The sequence below is a fragment of the Shewanella sp. SM69 genome (genome assembly GCF_025653985.1).
Classification (GTDB): Bacteria; Pseudomonadota; Gammaproteobacteria; order Enterobacterales; family Shewanellaceae; genus Shewanella; species Shewanella oncorhynchi.
Map to the genome: position 1 here is coordinate 79,624 of NZ_JAKKRV010000001.1, position 17,627 is coordinate 97,250.

The following is a 17,627-nucleotide window of genomic DNA, read 5'->3' on the forward strand; positions in this document are numbered from 1 at the left end:
CGTGCCATGTCGCTACTCCCGCACCTGTTGCTGAATGGTGCTATCAACTTGGAACAGCAACTCAACGACTGAAATCGTGGCTTTGCGAATATCTGCATACTCAGCATCGGTGATAATGCCGTCAGCTCGCGCTTGGCGAATCGTTTTACCCAGTTCGCCAGTGCGTTCTTGCACTAACAGCAATAGGTCTGAAAACTCATCGTCAGTAATGCCAGCTTTAGGGACGTCAATCAGCACTTTACCCATGCTCACAGCCCACGCGCTTAAAATGCGCGCATCCTGTGTGATGTGGGTAATTGCCACCGCTTCGCCTAAATGCAGTTGATGAAAGTCGCTATCGTTGTTCAGCTTAGCCAGCAAGGTTTTAGGGCTCTTTCCCAATAACCTCGCCACTTCTGAAATGTTGTGGTCATCCGTCAGTGATGCAGCAGCTGCAAGTGGATCTGTAGAAACTGCCGACGGTTTTCGCATGTTTGTTTTGCTGAAAAACATATAATCCACCTTACGCAGCAGGATTATTCATAAGTGATTCACTCGAAATTAGGTTTTTTTCCATAGCTTTCAGAATGATATTAGCGGGTACGCTATTACGCATTTTCCAGTTATGGACAACCTGAGGACTCACATCAAATAAGCGTCCTATTTCAGTGGGCTTGGAACGGTCAAAGCCTAACTTCTTACAAAAATCGTTGTAGTTCATACAACCTCCTAATTATTTGCACTCATTTTTACACATGGCGTGTATTTGTGCAATGCGATTTTTACACAACACGGTTGATGACCTGTAGAGCACCATTCTTTACACTTATTGTTTATAAAATGGAGGATTAATGGACAGCGTTTATAAAAACATCATGGCTATAGCAGCCATGAAGGGTGTAACAAAAAAGATGGATGTAGCAGACATGATCGGGGCTACTCCTCAAAAGTTAACCAATTGGAAAACCAGAGGTGTTCCTTCTGCTGAATATAAAAACATCGCTGAGAAGCTAGGAACGAGCATTGATAAGCTCATTAGCAAAACAGGTCATGTAACGAATGTTGAACCAGCCCCACACGGAAAGGGAGAGGTGCCAGTGTTATCTTGGGTACAAGCGGGGAACGCGCAACTAGCAATTGATGATAACGATATAAACGAATGGGTTCAGACCACTTGCCAAGTACGAAGAAATACTTACGCATTAAGGGTTCAGGGTGACAGCATGATGCCAATGTTTACTGAAGGTACTATTCTGGTAATTGAGCCAGAAATAGATTATGCGGTGAACGATTACGTTATAGCTAAGAACGGCGATGGCGAAGCCACCTTTAAGCAATTGGTTAAAGACGCTGGTTTATATTATTTAAAGCCTAATAACCCACAGTATCCTACAGTATCATTAGATGGTTACACTGTAATCGGTGTTGTTAGGGAGGCTATTAGAAAATTCAAATAACAAAATAAAATGCATAAGGATTTGTATGAAAGACACTGAAATAGAAAAGGAAATAAATTTTTGGCAGGATAAGACTAAATCAAGTGACGGAGATCTAGCCGAGGTTTCAAATGATAAAATAAAAGAATTAATAAAGCTAAGAGATAAGAATAAAAACGACAGAACACAGATGTTCATTGTGCTTTGGATTTTGTGTGGAGTTACGTTATCAGTCCTTATTGAGAGCTCTTTAATATTAGCTTGGTCAATAGCTATAGTGTTATCAGCTGTATATGCCTACGGCTTTTATAAAAAGTAATTTACCCAAAATGCACACAACTCAAGGATGAAAAATGTACAAAATAATAGTATTTACTATCAGTTCCTTAGCTTTATCAGGTTGTGCTGCTCCGGTGCAACAAATTACCAGACTAAGTGAAAAGCCTACTAGCATTTGTGTGGTAAAACACGACGCAGTAAAAGAAGGTGTCCTTACAGCGATCACCTCAGAGCTGCAATTTAAAGGATACAAAACCGCAGTAATTCAAGGGCGTTATACTCAGCGACATAATGTATGGCAACCTCAATGGTTAATTGATGAAGCAAAAACAGCACAATGTGATGCATTAATGTTTTATGTAGCGAATTGGCGTTGGGACTTAGCAAGTTACATGGCATTCGCTAACATATGGATGACTGATATTAACGGACAAAAAAATATAGGCCAAGCAACCTATGATTCGACTAACTCCGCATTTTCAACAAGTAAATTCATCAATGCAGACGCTAAAATTAGAGAGTTGATTAATCAGCTAGCCATGTAATAGACTAAAAATCACTGAACACGGTCTAAATCCTCTAAGCCCATTGCCATCGCTATGGGCTTTTTTATTGTCCCTGCCTAAATAAATCTAACCCATCACTAACAAAATCAAACCAAGAAAAAACACTCATAAAAATATTTTACACATTTAGTGTATTTTCCCTTGACGCAATTATACACATAGTGTGTAATTAAATACACAAGGCAGACGCCTAACGCTCTTTAACAATCTAGCCCATGAACGACTAAACCCGCCTAGAGCGGACTAGGTCACTCCAAGTGTCTCGGTGATGGAGGACAGAAATTCACCGAAAACAGACCTATACACCGCTATTGGCGACCGGACTGTTTGAGTGGGAAGAGCCCATAAGAACAGGTACTAAATGGTTTCACTGCGAGCATGACCCAAATATGTGTATAGCCCCGCCAACCATCGGCGGTGTGGTAGATGGACAATCGCCTTGGCAACAGGGCGCATTGGGAAGGTGGCTGACTTATGTATCAGTGACGACTGATGGCTTTGAAGCACCCAGCACTTAACTGGCAATGCTACGGGTAGCGCTAACAGTAAATAGCGTCCGTCCTAGCCACCTTCACCAATGCGAATCACAAGGAGAATGCCATGCAAACCTATGGCAGAAGTTCATTAGAAATTGCCGAGGATAACCTGCTTGAGCTGGTTACCCCTGTATTCAATATCAGCCGTGGTGAAGCACAAAGGCTGTGCATTCAACGCCGCGAACTTGGTGCTGATTTGAGAGAGGCAGGCCAAGCGCTGCTAGATGCCTGGGAAGGCACAAAGGAACAGATTGAAAGCGTCAATCGCTTATTGCTTGCAAAACAATTAGCGGTTTTGAAATCACACTAATCACGCCAGCCTGCGGCACCAGCAGACAATCTCACTAGAGGACAATCCCATGTAAATCACTAGCCGTTAGAAGCGGCCACTTACAAGCGCAGGTCATGACTGTGCCCCGAGTATCCATGTCGATAGCCAGCTTTGGATCTGGTTAGGGTTAATAAATAAAGGTCCCACTGGTAAAGCAGCCGAAACGCCTGAAAGTTCAGCACCAGTTATTAGCGGCATAGCGCGGCAGAGGACGGGTTCAGGCCGCCGGATGACGTAACCGGCACCAATGCTTTATCAAAGTTTTTTACTTTCACTGAGAGGCTTTGCTAAAGCCTATCAAGGAGGATATATGGACGACCGCTATACGGTTTATGAAAACCAACTGCTATACGCGCTGACCGTGGCGCTTCTTGCTAGCCCACTTGGTAGCAATACCATGGAGCACCCAGCCGTTAAAAACTGCCTCGAAGCTATCGAACAGCACTACTTAACGGGGAAGCCTAGCTTTCCGTTTGACGTTAGTTTCTGCGACTTTACTGGATACCTTTACCACCTTGTTGGTGATAAGCGCCTAACAGTGGCCACATTGCGCATTGACCGATTTGGCCGCGCTCGGACTTACCGTATAGGTCCGGCGATTTGCCACATCATTCAAACCACCGACCGCACTGAGCAATACATTGAGCGTAAAGAATTGCTGCGCGGTGTTCACCGAATTGACATAAGGAGCACGCTCCCATGCTTGATGCAAACTCAATAGGCGATCACCTGACCGCCAAACTTTCAAACTCAATCGCGCTCGATAGCGCCAAAGCCGAAGCGGTTACCGCTAAAGCTGAATGGATTGAAAACCAACTGCAGCGAGGTGTTGCCGTGGAAGGACATGATCTAGACACCATTATTGAAACCGTACTCGATAACGATGGTATTAACGAGGCGCTAAAAACCGCCTATCTGTACGGCAACCCGCAAAGCATCAACGTGTTAGTCGATGCCGAAATTACCCGCTTAGCCAATGCGATAGCGCCTGACTTAGTTCAAGCGCACTTGGATTATTTGGAGGACGTGGCATGAGTGATAAACCTCTTAAAGCCTACGAAGTAAACGAACCTGAAGAAGGTTGTAGTTGCATCGTTTTTGAAACTAACAGTGCCGCAGCACGTCGCAACGGAGCGGGTGAATTAGGTATTGATTGGGAAGATGTTTCGTACTGTCGTCGCATACCATGGGCTGATCAGTACGCAGGTGTTAAAGGCGGTATTCCTCCACTTGTTTGTATAGCTAACGGTTGGTGGTTTAAGTGCATGAATTGCGATTGCCACATCGACTGTGATCTTGAAGGTGAAGATAAGCAAGGCAATTACGTCAAATTAGAGCCAGTCGAAGATGGTAGTGCAATTTACTGCTCTCAATCCTGTAAAGATAAGCTCGATAACGAGAAGGCTAATAGAGATTTAGCGTTCGAGACATTCAAAAAGTCAGTTCAAGAAAAGCGCCCTGACCTTGAATTTTACCATTTTAGAGGCGGGTGGCCGTTTATCACAATGACCGCTCAATTTAGATTTCCTAATTCCAAATACGGTGGCAGTGCAACCGACCAAGACGGTAACGGCAACATCCAATGGTTTGTTGCCAACGGTGATAAAGCCGCTTGGGACGAATACGAAGCCAAGCTAAACGCTAAGGAGAGTAATCATGAGCAAACTCTTTAAAATGACCTTTAACCCCATGGCTAGCGCGCCTAAGGGAACCTGCGGTATCAGCTACTCTTTTGAAGCGGATACCTTGGCAGAAGCTGAGCGCCAAGCCGAGGCTAACCTTGCCGCCGAGGGTTATAACCGCCGTCACTTTCGCCGCAATATCGAAAGCCATTGCACGCTAGTGAACGAACAGCAAGACGTCAGCGAGCCAGTTAAAGCCAAAGTAATCACGAAAAGTGAACCAATTAAAGTAGCTAAGTGCGATGGAAATCATGCAGGCCCAAGCTGCGCGGATCCAGAGTGTTGGAATGACGATATTAAGCCAAGCTCAGTCAATGATGATTCGTTTGATGACGACCCGTTTGCCGCGTTCGCGCCACCAGCATGGACCATTGAAACGCTTAATGCACGTTTAGAACAGTTAGCGCCAGGTGAACGCTTGATTATTGATAATTTGCCCGATGACATTTATCACGGCGCAATCGGCGTTAGCTCAAGCAAGCTCAAGCTATTTATTGAGTGTCCGCAAAAGTATTACGCCAAGTACATCGCAAAAATCATTCCGGACGCGGAAAAAGCCTACTTTGATTTTGGTAAGGCTATTCACACGGTTTTCTTACAGCCTTGGCTATTCGAATCAAGCTATGTGTGCCAGCCAGAAGAAATCAAAATCCGCAGTAGTAAGGTTTGGTATGCGTTTAAAGAGAAAGCGGATGCCGCCGGACAAGTTGTGCTAACGCAAGCCCAATGGGATGACATGCCGATACTGCGCCAATCACTTGAGTCTAACGCCAAAGCTAAAGCGCTGACTCACCATGGCGTAGCAGAACGCAGCATCTTTACCCGCGACGTTGAAACGGGCCTGATTATTAAGTGCCGACCAGACTACATGATCGGCAAGTTGATAATCGATTTAAAAAGCGACGCCAGTGCCGATCCGCGCTTCTTTGGTCCTAAAGCCAAAAAGCTGGGGTATCACATTCAAGATGCGCTTTATACCGATGTAGCCGGTGCCGATGAATTTGCCTTTTTAGTCGTCGAGTCATGCCGCCCGTTCGTTATCACCGCGCCAGTTATTTTAGATGCCAACGTCAAACGCCTGGGTTATCTCAAGTACCGCAAAGCGATGCGCGAACTTAAACGCTGCATGACGCACAACGTATGGCCTGCATACACAGACCTAGCGGTAACTGTAGGCCTTAACCATTTCGAGCAACAAGATTTAGAAGCGCTCGAAAACGAACTCACCGACTCAATGGAGCGCGCAGCATGAGTAACAAACTAGTTTTTCCCATGTTCACGCCAGTGTTTGAGCGTGACGGGCGCGGCGATGGCCAGCAAATATGTTTTGAGTCCTACTTGATGGACGCCAAACAAGCACAAGAAAAAATTACGCTTTTCAATGGTGAATTTGGCGCTGCTGCGGTTGGTATGGTGTTGCCATTTGCTAATCGCATCAAAGTAAGCGGATTCAGCAAAGACCCCGTTTTTGAAGCGACCTTCTTAAGTCTAGGTACTGACTATGAAGAGTTTGAAAACGGAGCCACGCCATTCAGCGTTGTAATTTACCTAAAAGACGATGGTCAAATGGGTAGCGCAGCGATCCATTGTGTGCAGTTTATTTCGACAGTCGAGGATTCTTCAGATGATCAGCAATAACACTCAGCTTAAAAAAGTGGAGCAAGAACAGCCTAACCGCTTTCTAGTTCCGGCAAACTTTCAAGAAGCCTTTCAAATTGCTGAAATGCTGTCTCAATCTGAAATGGTGCCTAAAAACTACCAGCGCAAGCCTAATGATATCGTTATCGCTATGGCAATGGGCGCTGAACTTGGCTTTCAGCCACTGCAATCACTGCAAAATATTGCGGTTATCAACGGTCGACCATCTGTTTGGGGTGATGCGTTCCGCGCGCTAATTATCGGCGCACGAGATTTAGTCGAGTTTAAAGAGTGGTACGAAAACGATACCGCGCACTGCCACATTAAACGCCAGTTAGCGTCTGGCGCTGTTGTGGAGTTTAACGGCTCATTTAGTCTTGAAGATGCCAAGCAAGCCGGATTGTTCGGTAAGCAAGGCCCTTGGACACAGTACACCAAGCGCATGCAACAATGGCGCGCACTGGGATTTGCTGGCCGCGATGCCTACGCCGACCGCTTGCGTGGTATCTGGCTCGATGTTGAAGCGCAAGACTTGCCGCCAGAGCGCGACATTACCCCACAGCCTGAGAAGCGCGCCGACTCACGCTTAAACCAAGTGCTAAACAGTGCAACTGTAGTCACTGAGCAAGCGCAAACGGTTGATCAGCCAGTACAAGCCGCGCTGCCTAATCTAAGCGAAAAACTGGAAATGTCGCTGCGTGACTGCGGCAATCTTGACGAACTGTTAGAAGTTGGTGAAGCCATTAAAAAAGCAGTGGGAACAAGTCAAATCGACGCAGGACAACGCCAGTACCTTGGCAAGCTGTTCTCCAAGCTGCAGCGCGACTTTACCGCAGTCAATACAGAAACAGGCGAAGTCGCCTAACCCCTCTTTACTCCCTTTGTTAACACTCAATATGGCGGCGCCATAGCCGCCAAAGGAATCGTCATGTCTTTAATTCTGCCATTCGACACCGAAACAACAGATTTGCCAGATTGGAAAAGCCCAAGCGAAGCAGATCACCAACCCCACCTAGTGCAGTTAGCCGCGCTATTAGTTAACGACAAATTTGAAATCATCAAAGAGTTGGATGTAATCATCAAGCCAAACGGCTGGATCATCCCAGATAAAGTTGCAGCTATCCACGGCATCACCACCGAACGCGCAATGGATGAAGGTATTCCAGAGCAAGAAGCCTTAGCGCAGCTGCTCGAAATGTCACAAGGTGCGCTGCGTGTTGCCCACAACAAAAATTTTGATCATCGCATTATTCGCATTGCCACTAAGCGCTATAGCGATGAGGCAACGCAAGATGCTTGGGATAATAAAGATAACTTTGAATGCACCATGCAAATGGCTAAGCCAATCATGAAGATGCTGCCTAAAACCCGCTTCGGCTTTAAGTCGCCGAAATTAGAAGAAGCCTACGAATTTTTTACTGGTAAAAAGCTGGAAAACGCTCACAACGCAATGGCAGATACCAAAGCTTGCTTTGAGGTTTACAAAGCCATCGTACTTGGCGCGAATAAAGCCGCCTAACTAACCACCACAAACAATTATTCACGGCGCCACAATGCTGGCGCTGTGACTTTGCTTTATCTAAAAAATACTGAGGATCCACATCATGGCCGCAAAATCCCCTAAAAAAGTTGAAGAAGCCGCACCAGAGCAAACAAATACACTGCCCGTCCCGTTTGAAGAAATCAACGAAACTAAGGCAGTTGAACTTGGTCCCTTGCTTTATACCCAAGCAGGCGCGTTAAAGCCCTACTTTGAGCACATCAAAGCAAGCGTTAACGAAGTGCCAGACCTGACAACGGCCAAAGGCCGCGACCGCATAGCCTCGCTTGCTGCCAGTGTTAGCCGTAGTAAGGGAGTCGTCGAAAAACCTTGTCGCGCTTATCTTAAATATCTAAAAGCTGTGGTTAAGCCAGTCGAGCAAAACATTAAAGAGTTTGTCGATGACTGCGACGACCTGCGCGATAAAACCCGCGAACCGTTAACCAAGTGGGAAGCGGATCAAGAAGCAACCCGCCAACGCCTGCAAGCAAAGGTGGATTACTTCGGTGAAGAATACCAAAGCATGCTTGAGAACATGCCAGGCAACTTGCATGAACGCGCCGACTTCATCAAAGCGGTGCTTGAGGACATTAAAGCCGAGCCAGCGGGCGACGACTTTGAGGCCATGATCGAGGCTGGCACAGCAGCTAAAGCCGAAATTATCGGCAAGATGACACTCGCGTATCAAGCCGCGCTGATTGAATCAGACAATCAGAGCAAAGCTGACGAGCAGGCAGAACAAGCGCAAAAGGCCCGTGAAAAACAGATTGCCGAGGAAGCCGCGACGAAAGCCAAAGCGGATGCAGAAGCTGCAGCTCAAGAGCAAATTGATGCCGCCAATGCTGCCGCGCAAAAAGTGATTGACGATGCAGCCGCTGATCAGCGTTTACGTGAACAGCAGGCGCAACAGGATGCAGCAAATAAGCAACGTGCGGCGCAGATTACCAAAGAATTGAATTTGTTTAGCACGCAGATCAGCGAAGCCCCAAACAGTGGAGCGATGCAGCAGCTCGTTGATTCAGTGTCTGCTTTTAATATCCCTAATGATTTAGGCCAAGAGTTTGAACAAGTGTTAAGTGCTTATGACGTTGTTTACCGCGCAGCTTATGCAAAACTTGGCGCAATGCTTCGTGAAGATGAAGTAAACAAAAAAGCCCTTCTAGACCTGCAAGAAGCCAACCGCAAAGCAACTAACGAAAATCATCGCCGAGCAGTCAATAAAGACATTATGCAGCACCTTGTCGTGCTTGGCGCAAGCAAAGAACTCGCAAGGGCCATTACTGTTGCAGCCATGGATAACAAGCTTGGCGCGATGGTTATCAACTACTAGCTGAGGCATTTATGACCGAAGAACAAAATGCATTACTCGTTTTTGCAGAAGAACTTGTAGAGGTCGCGGCTGAGTTATTAAAGCTGCAAAACCAAGTATCGAAAGCAATCAGATTTGGCATTGATGAACTGCGTGATTTGCCAACGAGTAACCGTGAACGAATCCAAGCTGAATGGAATGACTTGCTAGGCACTGTGCAGGTTCTTGCTAGCCGAGGTATTGACCTCAAGCCGGATATAGCAGCGATTACTGCGAAAGTGGCAAAGGTCGAGAAATACACTCAGTACAGCAAGGACTTAGGGCAAGTATCAACATCCTAAGCTAACACAATGCGCGGCTTAGGCCGCGATAGGCTTCTTTTTAGGAGAAGAAAAATGGGACGAGGTAGAAACATTAATCGCGGTATCGGCGGCGATGCCATCGAAGCGCCAAAATCCGAAGGCTGCAAACGTGGCGATATCTTAGTAGGCCAAGCCACAGTAAAAGCCTTTAAACACGGTTGGGCACTCATCGGCTCACGTTTTACAAGCAACAAATCACGCGCAATAGAACACGCAAAGCGCATTGACCGCATGTTGGTTAGGGGGTGAGTCATGTTTCGAGTATTCGGAGTGACCCGCACTCAAGCTGAAACACTGGCAAAGCGCAAAGTTAAGCGCGTTAAAAAGGTGGGTAAAAAAAGTGTTGAACTCACCGAGCTTGAATATCAACAAGCCTTAGCTGATGAAATAGCCAATCAGATGCGCACCGCCAAGCCTAAGCAGCTCAGCCACGATTTATCCACCCCTAACATTTGCCGCGAATACATGAAGCTGATTAAAGAAGAAGCTCGGCTATTCATCATGCATCGCAAAGAGGGCGAGATAAACCCTAAAACACGTAAGCCTAAAATGGAGCGGGCAGTTTATGAGGCCTAGACAGAATTTACCCCCAATTACCGCAGCGGATACCCACGGCAAAACGCCGTGGAACCCAAGCCGCCGCGCGCTCAAGCGTGTCACTGACAGGGTAGAAATTCCCTGCACCTGCCATTACTGCAGAGGATTAGTTGAAATCAGGCATCATCAAGAAATCTATAACGGCCGTCAGTTTGGTGAATGGCCGTGGGTTTACGCCTGTAACGACTGCGACGCATACGTCGGCATGCACCCGTTCACTAACTTACCGCTTGGCACGCTCGCTTCAGCTGAAACCCGCGCAGCGCGCAACAAAGCTAAAGCGGCATTTACTCAGTATTGGGAAAGTCATCGCATGACGCGCAGCCAAGGCTATGTCTGGCTAGCGAAACAGCTCGGCATTGAACGCTCAAAGTGTCATATCGGTTGGTCAGATACAGCCCAATGTGAGCGGATCATTCAAGTTTGTCAGGAGGCGGTATGAATAAGCTTGAATCTATAGCAAAAAGAATAAGCGAAATAAGCTCAGAAATACGCGAAGCAAAAATACAGAGGCAAGTAAACCTTGAAAAATGTCACGGAGACGAAGGCTACCTAAGTATAGACATGGGAAATTGCCTTACAGCTACTTACATGCATGTTATTAATGAACGTTGCGATGAGACTGGAAGGACAGATGATTATTTTGAAATCCTTAAGGAATTTGGGTGCAAAAACTGCATTGATGCTTATATTCTTAAACGGAAAATTGGCATCCTTAAAATGGAGCGCGGAAGGTTAGTTGGAAGCATATCTAAAATAGGTGCGTCACTATGAACCACCTAATTCAAGGCGGTGAATCGGCCGAGCGTATTGAACTGCTACTTAGCCTAACCAAAATCAAAGAGCCGATTACCTCAGCGCTGTTTGATTACTACGTTAAAGGCGTTAGCTCAGGCAACGCGGCAGAACTGAGAGGCATCAAGCACGGCAACGTAAGCCGCGGAGCAGATACCCTCGAACAACACGCCGCCATCGTTGAAGCCATCAAAGAAATTGATTGGGAAAAGCATCTAGCAAAGCTCAATCAAGCCTATGCGCGCATCGCCGAACTAGAGGCGTTTATTCAATCATCACAGCTCAGTTAACCGATAAAAAATAGCAACTCTTTCACCTCCGCTTTTCGCCCACACATAAACTTTGAGAACCTTCACTATGAGCAATAACTGCACATACGCTAACGCTTTGCGCGCGCAAAAAGCTAAACCTGTTCACCTCTTAAAAGAAGTGGGCGATCAATGGCAAACGCCACCAGCGCTTTACTGGGGCATATTCGCCAAGTTTGGCCCCTTCATCCTAGACCTATTCAGCGACGGCGATAATGCCAAATGCCCACGCTATTACACGGTTGAAGATAATGCCCTCACCCAAGATTGGACCAAGGACTTAGCCGGCGGCAAAGCCTACGCAAACCCGCCATATTCCCGCGCCAGTTACGAAGATAAGCAAGCCATTACAGGCATGCGCAACATCATCGCTAAATCCATAGAGGAACGCGACAAAGGCGCTCAGTTTGTTTACTTGATTAAGTCTGCGACCTCAGAGGTGTGGTGGCCGGAAGATGCGGATCATGTTTGCTTCATTCGTGGGCGTATCAGCTTTGATCTGCCCGAATGGTTTGTACCCGCCAACAAAACGCAGGAAGCCTCAAGCGCTGGGTTTGCCTGCGCTATCGCCATTTTTGATAAAACGTGGCGCGGTGAGCGCATGAGCTACATCAACCGCGATGATCTGCTACGCGACGGCCAAGTGATGCTTGACATGATTGCAGCGGCAGCACAAATCAAAGTTGATAAGCAAGTCATTAAAATCATTGAAGATATTAAATTCGATATCAATGAGGAAATAACTAAAGCGCCAGCTAATAGCGTATGGCCGATTGAAGTACTGAACATTGCAAAAGAAGTATTCGCGCTTTGCGGCATAGAGAAACCCACTGAAATCCAATTCCAAGAACTCTGTGAAGAAGCCAATAGGCAGCGGTTAGAAGGTTATCCAACCGACTTAATCATTGATGACTTAGTAATGAACATGCCAACGGAGACAAAGTCATGCGCGGCTTAATCGTAGATAACTTCGCAGGTGGAGGCGGTGCTTCCACTGGCATTGGCTGGGCAATCGGTCGCAGCGTTGATATTGCTATCAACCATGATCAAGATGCTATCGCCATGCACTCAGCCAACCACCCTGATACTTTGCACTATTGTGAATCGGTTTTTGATGTAGACCCAGTAAAAGCCACTGCTGGTAAGCCAGTTGATGTGGCGTGGTTTAGCCCTGACTGCACTCATTTTTCCAAGGCCCGTGGTAATACGCCTGTTAAAAAAGAGATACGCGGATTAGCTTGGATCACTGTTCGTTGGATCTTGAGAACACGCCCGAAATTAATCCCGTTAGAGAATGTTGAGGAATTTAAAACATGGGGGCCGTTGATTGGTGAAGATTCACAAAATCAACACCCTGATCCTGCTCGCAAAGGTGAAACGTTTGAAGCCTTCAAAGCCATGCTTACTACTGGTGTTGCTGCTGATCACCCTGCTTTAGCTGAGTGCGTTGGAACCTTAGGTCTAAGCAATAACGACAGAGGCAAGTTGATCAAAGGGCTAGGCTATAAAGTGGAGTTTCGCGAGCTACGAGCCCGTGACTATGGTGCTCCAACTATCCGCAAGCGCTTATTTATGATCGCGCGTTGTGATGGTCGGCCAATTGTATGGCCAGCGCCGACACATGGCGCACCACACGATCCGCGCACTGTTCGCGGTGAATTACTGCCTTGGGTTAAAACGGCTAAAAAAATTGATTTTTCTTTGCCATGCCCAAGCATATTTATGACAAAAGAAGAAGCTAAACAGCAAGGTCTTAACGTAAAACGCCCTTTGGCCGATGCTACTTTAGAACGTGTGGCCATCGGTACGATTAAGCATGTTTTAGAAAATCCAAACCCATTTATCGTTGAAATAGCTAACTGGTCAGGTAAAGGCACTAAGAGCGTTAATGAACCTCTGAAAACCATCACTGGATACCCTAAAGGTGGGGCATTTGCCCTAGCGGCGCCAGTAATGATCCAGGCAAATGGTGGCTATAACACCACACTTGCTTACTCGGTTGAGAATCCTTGCAGCACGATAACTACTACAGGTAGCCAGCAGTGGCTTGCAACAGCCTTTATGGTGCACTTGCGTAAAAACATCAAACCGACTTCATTAAGTGACCCGATGCCAACTATCACCGCAGGCGGCACACACCATGCAGAGGTCAGGTTAACTCTTGTTGCACCAGGCGAAAGCGGTTTAACGGCAGAGCAAGAAGCCGGAGCTGTACAAGTCAGCGCGTTTTTGATGCGTTACTACTCAAACGGTGGCCAATGGAGTTCACTCAACGAACCATTAGCAACTATCACCACTAAAGAGCGTATCGCATTAGTTACTGTCACATGGAACAACAAAACCATGGTGATCGTTGATATAGGGCTGAGAATGCTCACAGCCAGAGAACTTTTCAGCCTTCAAGGTTTTCCTGATGATTACATCATTGATGGCTATAACGGTAAAACAAACAAAACCAAACAGGTAGCAAGGTGCGGAAACTCGGTACCGCCGCAATTTGCAGAGGCCATTATCCGCGCAAATCTCCCCGAGCTTTGCACACAAACCGCCGAAGCGGCATAGGAGGTTCGTCATGAAGGAACCTGACGACAGCGAGGAATCTCGCGGAACGTGGGCAATGGTTTGTCTCGCAATAACGCTATTTCTATTAATGATTTACTCAGTGCTTGACGCTAAGGGGTTGTTATGAAAATCACCGATGAAGAACTCATGCAGTGTATTTGGCAAATGCAGTTGCGCACGGTAACAACGGGCGTACTCGATTGCTATGTAGGGAATGAATACGCGGTTAGTGGTGCAAAGTGTGATAGTGAATTTTTGTACGCTTCATCAATGAAGTTATTTAACCGTGAGCATTTAACTAGCGTGATCTGCAAGTCTCAGTTGCTATTCCGTTTGCGCGATTTGGCCCGTCAAAAGCTAATCAAAATAGATAGAGGCGCATTTCGCATTGACAACCACGAAGCGCGCGAAGCCTACCAGCTCGCGCGCCAATGGTGGCTTGATCATGGGGTGCCCACAGGCTACGACCGCGAGCATAACTGCATGCGCTGTATCAAATTACCTAACTACAACGACATGGTTGAGCAGTGCATCGCTCACCTTCACCATCATTTTAATCAGCAAGGTTTACGAGGTGCGGCATGAGCTTAGATATGGAAGATTTCACTTTAGATATGCTGATCGCGCAGGCCAAAGCCGCACAGCTTAAGAAAGAAACTGACGCTGAAAATCTGCCAGCTTTGTTCGGCAAAACGCTAGATGCACTGGTTTCGGCATGTGAAAAGCTCGGAACAATCACCGAAGAACGCGACCAGCTGGCGGCGTATGTTGAACGCTTTAATAAAACAATGGCTGATCTTAGTGTTGATGCAGATGATTCGGATGATGACCCAATCCCATGTTCTTTGTGGGAATTATTTGAAGTCACTCCAAAACAATGCCTTAACCATGTCCGAGCCAAGGCTGTAATGAACTTTGCTGAATTACCCCGTGATGTTTATCTAAGTGGCGGCGTCACTGCTGAACTAACCGTTTATGACGTTTATCAGTTGGCACGTTACCACGTTAAAGCTAACTATGGCTATGACACACAGCCATGGGATGACGATGGCGCAACGACAGCGCGTAATTCGTTAAACGAGTTAAGTGCCTGCGCTGGAAAGACTGGCTTCATCGCTGGCGTGATACATGTGAATCCAACAGCAGAAGGCCGCATAAGTCTTGCTGATGAAGCTAATAAATACGCCGATAGCATCCGCAAAGCGGATAAGGGTGGTGAGTGATGGACATACTGAAAAGCCTCATCAAGATTATTTTCTTCTTTGCGCTGTTTATCGGCTTAGCAGTATTGCTAGCCAAGTGTGAGCATAACAGTTCACCAATTGTAAATGGCAAACACGTTGGCGCAAGGTATGAGTGTCATGATGGCGTGCTTTATGTCATTTCAGGAAGTGGCATTGGTCGCAGTATCGCACCATCTTTTAATGCTGATACCGGAAAAATAGTCAAGTGCAGCGATGGTAGAACCTATCAAGCGGCTAAGGGTGGTGAGTAATGGCAAACATCATTAGCGATGATGACAGAGAGCAATATCTCACCGCTACCCGTGGTCCTGATGGCGATATGTGGGTGGGCTTAAATGGGTTTAGGCTACTTCGCTACAGAAACATGATCGGCGGAGGTCGCTGTCCACATACTTGGGCGGCACTCGTTGAGTTAGAAGCAGCAATAAAGCGTGATATAGAGCTTCAACAAGGTGAAAGCTGTCAACTTAAAGCTTGGCAAGTAGCAAGTAAGAAAGTCATTAAGACAATGAAAGAAGGTGCCAAATGAAAACCACAATAACCGCAGTGCTTACCTGCTTGGTTGTATCACTGTTAATGACGTTGATTATTGTCGGGGTATTTAGCTTTTACACCGATACACAGCTGCTTATCACCATGTTCATTTGGGGAATCTGTTTTAGTTCATCTTGGTTTTCAGTATTCGCCATCACTAAAACATGCAAGGTGTTAGTGCTAGACGATAAAACCCGAGTGATTGTTGTTGACGAACATAGCAATAAGGCAGGTACATGATGGCCCTAATTCTAGGCGATACGTACCAATTTAAAGGTGGTCGTGAACAGATTATTTATGTTGGTGACTACGGCAGCTGGCATCAATTTGAGCTTAAAGGCGAAGTCGGAGTTATTTGGTGCGAGCTGTTAGATAGTGATTTGCATTTAATTGAAAAGGCAGGTGCATGATGGCTAAGAAAATTGTAGAAAATGTTAATCCAGCTAAGTGGGTACGCGGTAATTTACTGCCTAATGTGTTCGGCATCACCTCCGAGGCCGCACGTAAGTATCGCGAACGTGGCGTATGGTTAGAAGGTCGCCAATGGCGCTATGACCCAATTGGACGCGTCGTCTATAACGTTCCTGAGATTGAGCACTGGATGGAAGGAGCCGCATAATGAAAGCTTTACCTAAGGGCATAACTACAATGCCGCGTGGCGTTGAGTTACATGGCGTTACTGTGCGTATTGTATTTATGTTCAACGGTGAAAGATGCCGTGAACCATTGGCAGGCCATTACAAGATCACTAAGTCTACGATTAAGTATGCTGAAAATAAGCGTACAACGATTCTGACTGAGATAGCCGAGAATCGATTCGACTATCTCGCCCACTTTCCTGACTCAGCAAAAGCCGCGCAATTTGCTGGGCTAAATCTGCAAAAACGTTCAGTTACTGACGCTGTTAACCAATGGCTATCAGTTCAAGAAGCGACAAAAGCTAAAAGTACCTTTAAAAACTACAAGGTAAAGGCTCAGCATGTCACCAAAAAATGGGGCAACAGAAAGCTAGCGGATATCACTAAGTCACAAATGGAAATATTTCAGTCTGAGTTGCTTAAAGGTGGCTTGTCACCCAAAACGGTGAATGACATTTTCACCATCGTTCGGGGCGTCTGGTCCGAAGCATTTCACGATGGAATGATTAAGACTAACCCGCTAGATCGGTTAAGAAATATTGAGCGCGATAACTTAGAGGAAACCGCCGATCCGTTTACTCGCGAAGAACTGCTAAGGATTGAGAACATCAACACAATCCGTCAAGGCGATATCAACATGATCATGTTTTGGTGTTGGTCAGGGTTATCGCTATCGGAGATCATCGCACTTGCATGGGAGGATATTGATACAGAAACGTGGACCGTAAAAGTGCAGCGCGCCAAGGTGCTTAATCAGTACAAAGTGCCTAAAGAACGTGGGCGCATTAGGGTTATTGAGCTAATCGGACAGGCTAAAGTTTGGCTACAACGTCAATTAGCCCTTACGTTCATGCTGCAAACAACTGAATATACAGTACAGCAACGGGACAATATCACCAGCAAACAAGAAAGTATTCGTTTGGTTTTCCTGAACGGTAAAAGCGGCGAGCCTTGGTATGATCACTCCGTTCGCCGCTGGTTCACTGGGATTCTTAAACGCGCCAAGTTACGCCATCGGGGACCGAATCAGTGTCGCCACACCTTTGCAAGTCAGTTGCTTTCTAACTACGTTCCGCTTGAGTGGGTTGCTCGGCAACTCGGTCATAGTGACACCACTATGATCAAGAAACACTATGGGAAATGGATACCAAAAGACTCGCAACGTATGGCTGATCGCATCACGGAAATGGTCGGTCCATACGAGGACTTAAGCGGACTAGAAAGCGTCAATTCTGCCCCAAAAATGCCCCAAAGCAACAAGGGGAATCAGTAAGATACTGATTCCCCTTGC

30 protein-coding genes are annotated in these 17,627 nt (G+C 46.5%); 28 read left to right on the top strand and 2 right to left on the bottom strand.

The window, feature by feature from the left end:
* Positions 1–12: 12 nt before the first annotated feature.
* Together L5M37_RS00390 and L5M37_RS00395 are read right to left on the bottom strand one after the other, a co-directional pair.
* On the bottom strand, positions 13–492 hold the full coding sequence (locus tag L5M37_RS00390) for a phage regulatory CII family protein (RefSeq protein ID WP_263198955.1): 480 nt from the start codon (positions 490–492) through the stop codon (positions 13–15).
* 10 nt (positions 493–502) lie between these two features.
* Positions 503–700 carry a hypothetical protein gene (locus L5M37_RS00395; protein ID WP_263198957.1) on the bottom strand — a complete coding sequence of 66 codons (198 nt, stop codon included), beginning with the start codon at positions 698–700 and terminating at the stop codon, positions 503–505.
* Positions 701–830: 130 nt separating this feature from the next.
* On the opposite strand from L5M37_RS00395, the gene L5M37_RS00400 reads away from it, so the two are divergent.
* The 28 genes from L5M37_RS00400 (at position 831) to L5M37_RS00535 (ending at position 17,609) form a co-directional block, all read left to right on the top strand.
* On the top strand, positions 831–1,436 hold the full coding sequence (locus L5M37_RS00400) for a LexA family protein (protein ID WP_263198959.1): 606 nt from the start codon (positions 831–833) through the stop codon (positions 1,434–1,436).
* Positions 1,437–1,461: 25 nt separating this feature from the next.
* Positions 1,462–1,734, top strand: a complete 273-nt coding sequence (locus L5M37_RS00405; RefSeq protein WP_263198960.1) for a hypothetical protein — start codon at positions 1,462–1,464, stop codon at positions 1,732–1,734.
* A gap of 34 nt (positions 1,735–1,768) precedes the next feature.
* On the top strand, positions 1,769–2,239 hold the full coding sequence (locus L5M37_RS00410) for an Sbal_3080 family lipoprotein (RefSeq protein WP_263198962.1): 471 nt from the start codon (positions 1,769–1,771) through the stop codon (positions 2,237–2,239).
* Positions 2,240–2,860: 621 nt separating this feature from the next.
* Positions 2,861–3,106, top strand: coding sequence for a hypothetical protein (locus L5M37_RS00415; RefSeq protein ID WP_263198965.1), 246 nt, complete (start codon positions 2,861–2,863; stop codon positions 3,104–3,106).
* Between the two features lie 331 nt (positions 3,107–3,437).
* Positions 3,438–3,848, top strand: coding sequence for a hypothetical protein (locus L5M37_RS00420; RefSeq protein WP_263198966.1), 411 nt, complete (start codon positions 3,438–3,440; stop codon positions 3,846–3,848).
* Positions 3,827–4,162 carry a hypothetical protein gene (locus tag L5M37_RS00425; RefSeq protein ID WP_263198967.1) on the top strand — a complete coding sequence of 112 codons (336 nt, stop codon included), beginning with the start codon at positions 3,827–3,829 and terminating at the stop codon, positions 4,160–4,162. Before L5M37_RS00420 ends, L5M37_RS00425 begins: the two co-directional genes overlap by 22 nt.
* Positions 4,159–4,800, top strand: coding sequence for a hypothetical protein (locus tag L5M37_RS00430; protein WP_263198969.1), 642 nt, complete (start codon positions 4,159–4,161; stop codon positions 4,798–4,800). The genes L5M37_RS00425 and L5M37_RS00430 overlap by 4 nt, the downstream gene beginning before the upstream one ends.
* On the top strand, positions 4,784–6,061 hold the full coding sequence (locus L5M37_RS00435) for a PD-(D/E)XK nuclease-like domain-containing protein (RefSeq protein WP_263198971.1): 1,278 nt from the start codon (positions 4,784–4,786) through the stop codon (positions 6,059–6,061). Before L5M37_RS00430 ends, L5M37_RS00435 begins: the two co-directional genes overlap by 17 nt.
* The gene (locus tag L5M37_RS00440) at positions 6,058–6,447 is read left to right on the top strand and encodes a hypothetical protein (RefSeq protein WP_263198973.1); all 390 of its coding nucleotides are present in this window, start codon (positions 6,058–6,060) and stop codon (positions 6,445–6,447) included. Before L5M37_RS00435 ends, L5M37_RS00440 begins: the two co-directional genes overlap by 4 nt.
* On the top strand, positions 6,434–7,312 hold the full coding sequence (locus tag L5M37_RS00445; RefSeq protein WP_263198975.1) for a hypothetical protein: 879 nt from the start codon (positions 6,434–6,436) through the stop codon (positions 7,310–7,312). The genes L5M37_RS00440 and L5M37_RS00445 overlap by 14 nt, the downstream gene beginning before the upstream one ends.
* A gap of 63 nt (positions 7,313–7,375) precedes the next feature.
* On the top strand, positions 7,376–7,966 hold the full coding sequence (locus L5M37_RS00450; RefSeq protein ID WP_263198976.1) for a 3'-5' exonuclease: 591 nt from the start codon (positions 7,376–7,378) through the stop codon (positions 7,964–7,966).
* An 85-nt stretch (positions 7,967–8,051) separates the two neighbouring features.
* Entirely contained in the window at positions 8,052–9,317 is a 1,266-nt protein-coding gene (locus L5M37_RS00455; protein WP_263198978.1) for a hypothetical protein, read from the top strand.
* An 11-nt stretch (positions 9,318–9,328) separates the two neighbouring features.
* Complete coding sequence (locus L5M37_RS00460) at positions 9,329–9,637, top strand: hypothetical protein (RefSeq protein ID WP_263198980.1); 309 nt, start codon at positions 9,329–9,331, stop codon at positions 9,635–9,637.
* A 54-nt stretch (positions 9,638–9,691) separates the two neighbouring features.
* Positions 9,692–9,907: a hypothetical protein gene (locus L5M37_RS00465; protein ID WP_263198982.1), complete on the top strand. Its 216-nt coding sequence runs from the start codon at positions 9,692–9,694 to the stop codon at positions 9,905–9,907.
* A 3-nt stretch (positions 9,908–9,910) separates the two neighbouring features.
* Complete coding sequence (locus L5M37_RS00470; protein ID WP_263198983.1) at positions 9,911–10,234, top strand: hypothetical protein; 324 nt, start codon at positions 9,911–9,913, stop codon at positions 10,232–10,234.
* Positions 10,224–10,697, top strand: coding sequence for a DUF3268 family zinc-finger domain-containing protein (locus tag L5M37_RS00475; RefSeq protein WP_263198984.1), 474 nt, complete (start codon positions 10,224–10,226; stop codon positions 10,695–10,697). Before L5M37_RS00470 ends, L5M37_RS00475 begins: the two co-directional genes overlap by 11 nt.
* Complete coding sequence (locus L5M37_RS00480) at positions 10,694–11,029, top strand: hypothetical protein (protein ID WP_263198985.1); 336 nt, start codon at positions 10,694–10,696, stop codon at positions 11,027–11,029. The genes L5M37_RS00475 and L5M37_RS00480 overlap by 4 nt, the downstream gene beginning before the upstream one ends.
* Positions 11,026–11,340, top strand: a complete 315-nt coding sequence (locus L5M37_RS00485; RefSeq protein WP_263198986.1) for a hypothetical protein — start codon at positions 11,026–11,028, stop codon at positions 11,338–11,340. The genes L5M37_RS00480 and L5M37_RS00485 overlap by 4 nt, the downstream gene beginning before the upstream one ends.
* A gap of 67 nt (positions 11,341–11,407) precedes the next feature.
* Positions 11,408–12,316 (top strand): phage N-6-adenine-methyltransferase, encoded by a 909-nt coding sequence (locus tag L5M37_RS00490; RefSeq protein WP_263198987.1) that lies wholly within the window; start codon positions 11,408–11,410, stop codon positions 12,314–12,316.
* Positions 12,304–13,920 (top strand): DNA cytosine methyltransferase, encoded by a 1,617-nt coding sequence (locus L5M37_RS00495; RefSeq protein WP_263198988.1) that lies wholly within the window; start codon positions 12,304–12,306, stop codon positions 13,918–13,920. Before L5M37_RS00490 ends, L5M37_RS00495 begins: the two co-directional genes overlap by 13 nt.
* A gap of 123 nt (positions 13,921–14,043) precedes the next feature.
* On the top strand, positions 14,044–14,505 hold the full coding sequence (locus L5M37_RS00500; protein WP_263198989.1) for a hypothetical protein: 462 nt from the start codon (positions 14,044–14,046) through the stop codon (positions 14,503–14,505).
* Complete coding sequence (locus L5M37_RS00505; RefSeq protein WP_263198990.1) at positions 14,502–15,143, top strand: hypothetical protein; 642 nt, start codon at positions 14,502–14,504, stop codon at positions 15,141–15,143. The genes L5M37_RS00500 and L5M37_RS00505 overlap by 4 nt, the downstream gene beginning before the upstream one ends.
* Complete coding sequence (locus L5M37_RS00510) at positions 15,143–15,415, top strand: hypothetical protein (RefSeq protein WP_263198991.1); 273 nt, start codon at positions 15,143–15,145, stop codon at positions 15,413–15,415. Before L5M37_RS00505 ends, L5M37_RS00510 begins: the two co-directional genes overlap by 1 nt.
* Positions 15,415–15,693 carry a hypothetical protein gene (locus tag L5M37_RS00515; protein WP_219234312.1) on the top strand — a complete coding sequence of 93 codons (279 nt, stop codon included), beginning with the start codon at positions 15,415–15,417 and terminating at the stop codon, positions 15,691–15,693. The genes L5M37_RS00510 and L5M37_RS00515 overlap by 1 nt, the downstream gene beginning before the upstream one ends.
* Positions 15,690–15,938, top strand: a complete 249-nt coding sequence (locus L5M37_RS00520) for a hypothetical protein (RefSeq protein WP_263198992.1) — start codon at positions 15,690–15,692, stop codon at positions 15,936–15,938. The genes L5M37_RS00515 and L5M37_RS00520 overlap by 4 nt, the downstream gene beginning before the upstream one ends.
* Positions 15,935–16,108, top strand: coding sequence for a hypothetical protein (locus L5M37_RS00525; RefSeq protein WP_263198994.1), 174 nt, complete (start codon positions 15,935–15,937; stop codon positions 16,106–16,108). Before L5M37_RS00520 ends, L5M37_RS00525 begins: the two co-directional genes overlap by 4 nt.
* A complete protein-coding gene (gene xisR / locus L5M37_RS00530; RefSeq protein WP_263198995.1) occupies positions 16,105–16,317 on the top strand; it encodes an excisionase family protein in 213 nt (70 codons plus the stop codon). The genes L5M37_RS00525 and xisR overlap by 4 nt, the downstream gene beginning before the upstream one ends.
* Positions 16,317–17,609 (top strand): Arm DNA-binding domain-containing protein, encoded by a 1,293-nt coding sequence (locus tag L5M37_RS00535; RefSeq protein ID WP_263198996.1) that lies wholly within the window; start codon positions 16,317–16,319, stop codon positions 17,607–17,609. Before xisR ends, L5M37_RS00535 begins: the two co-directional genes overlap by 1 nt.
* The last annotated feature ends 18 nt before the right edge of the window (positions 17,610–17,627 follow it).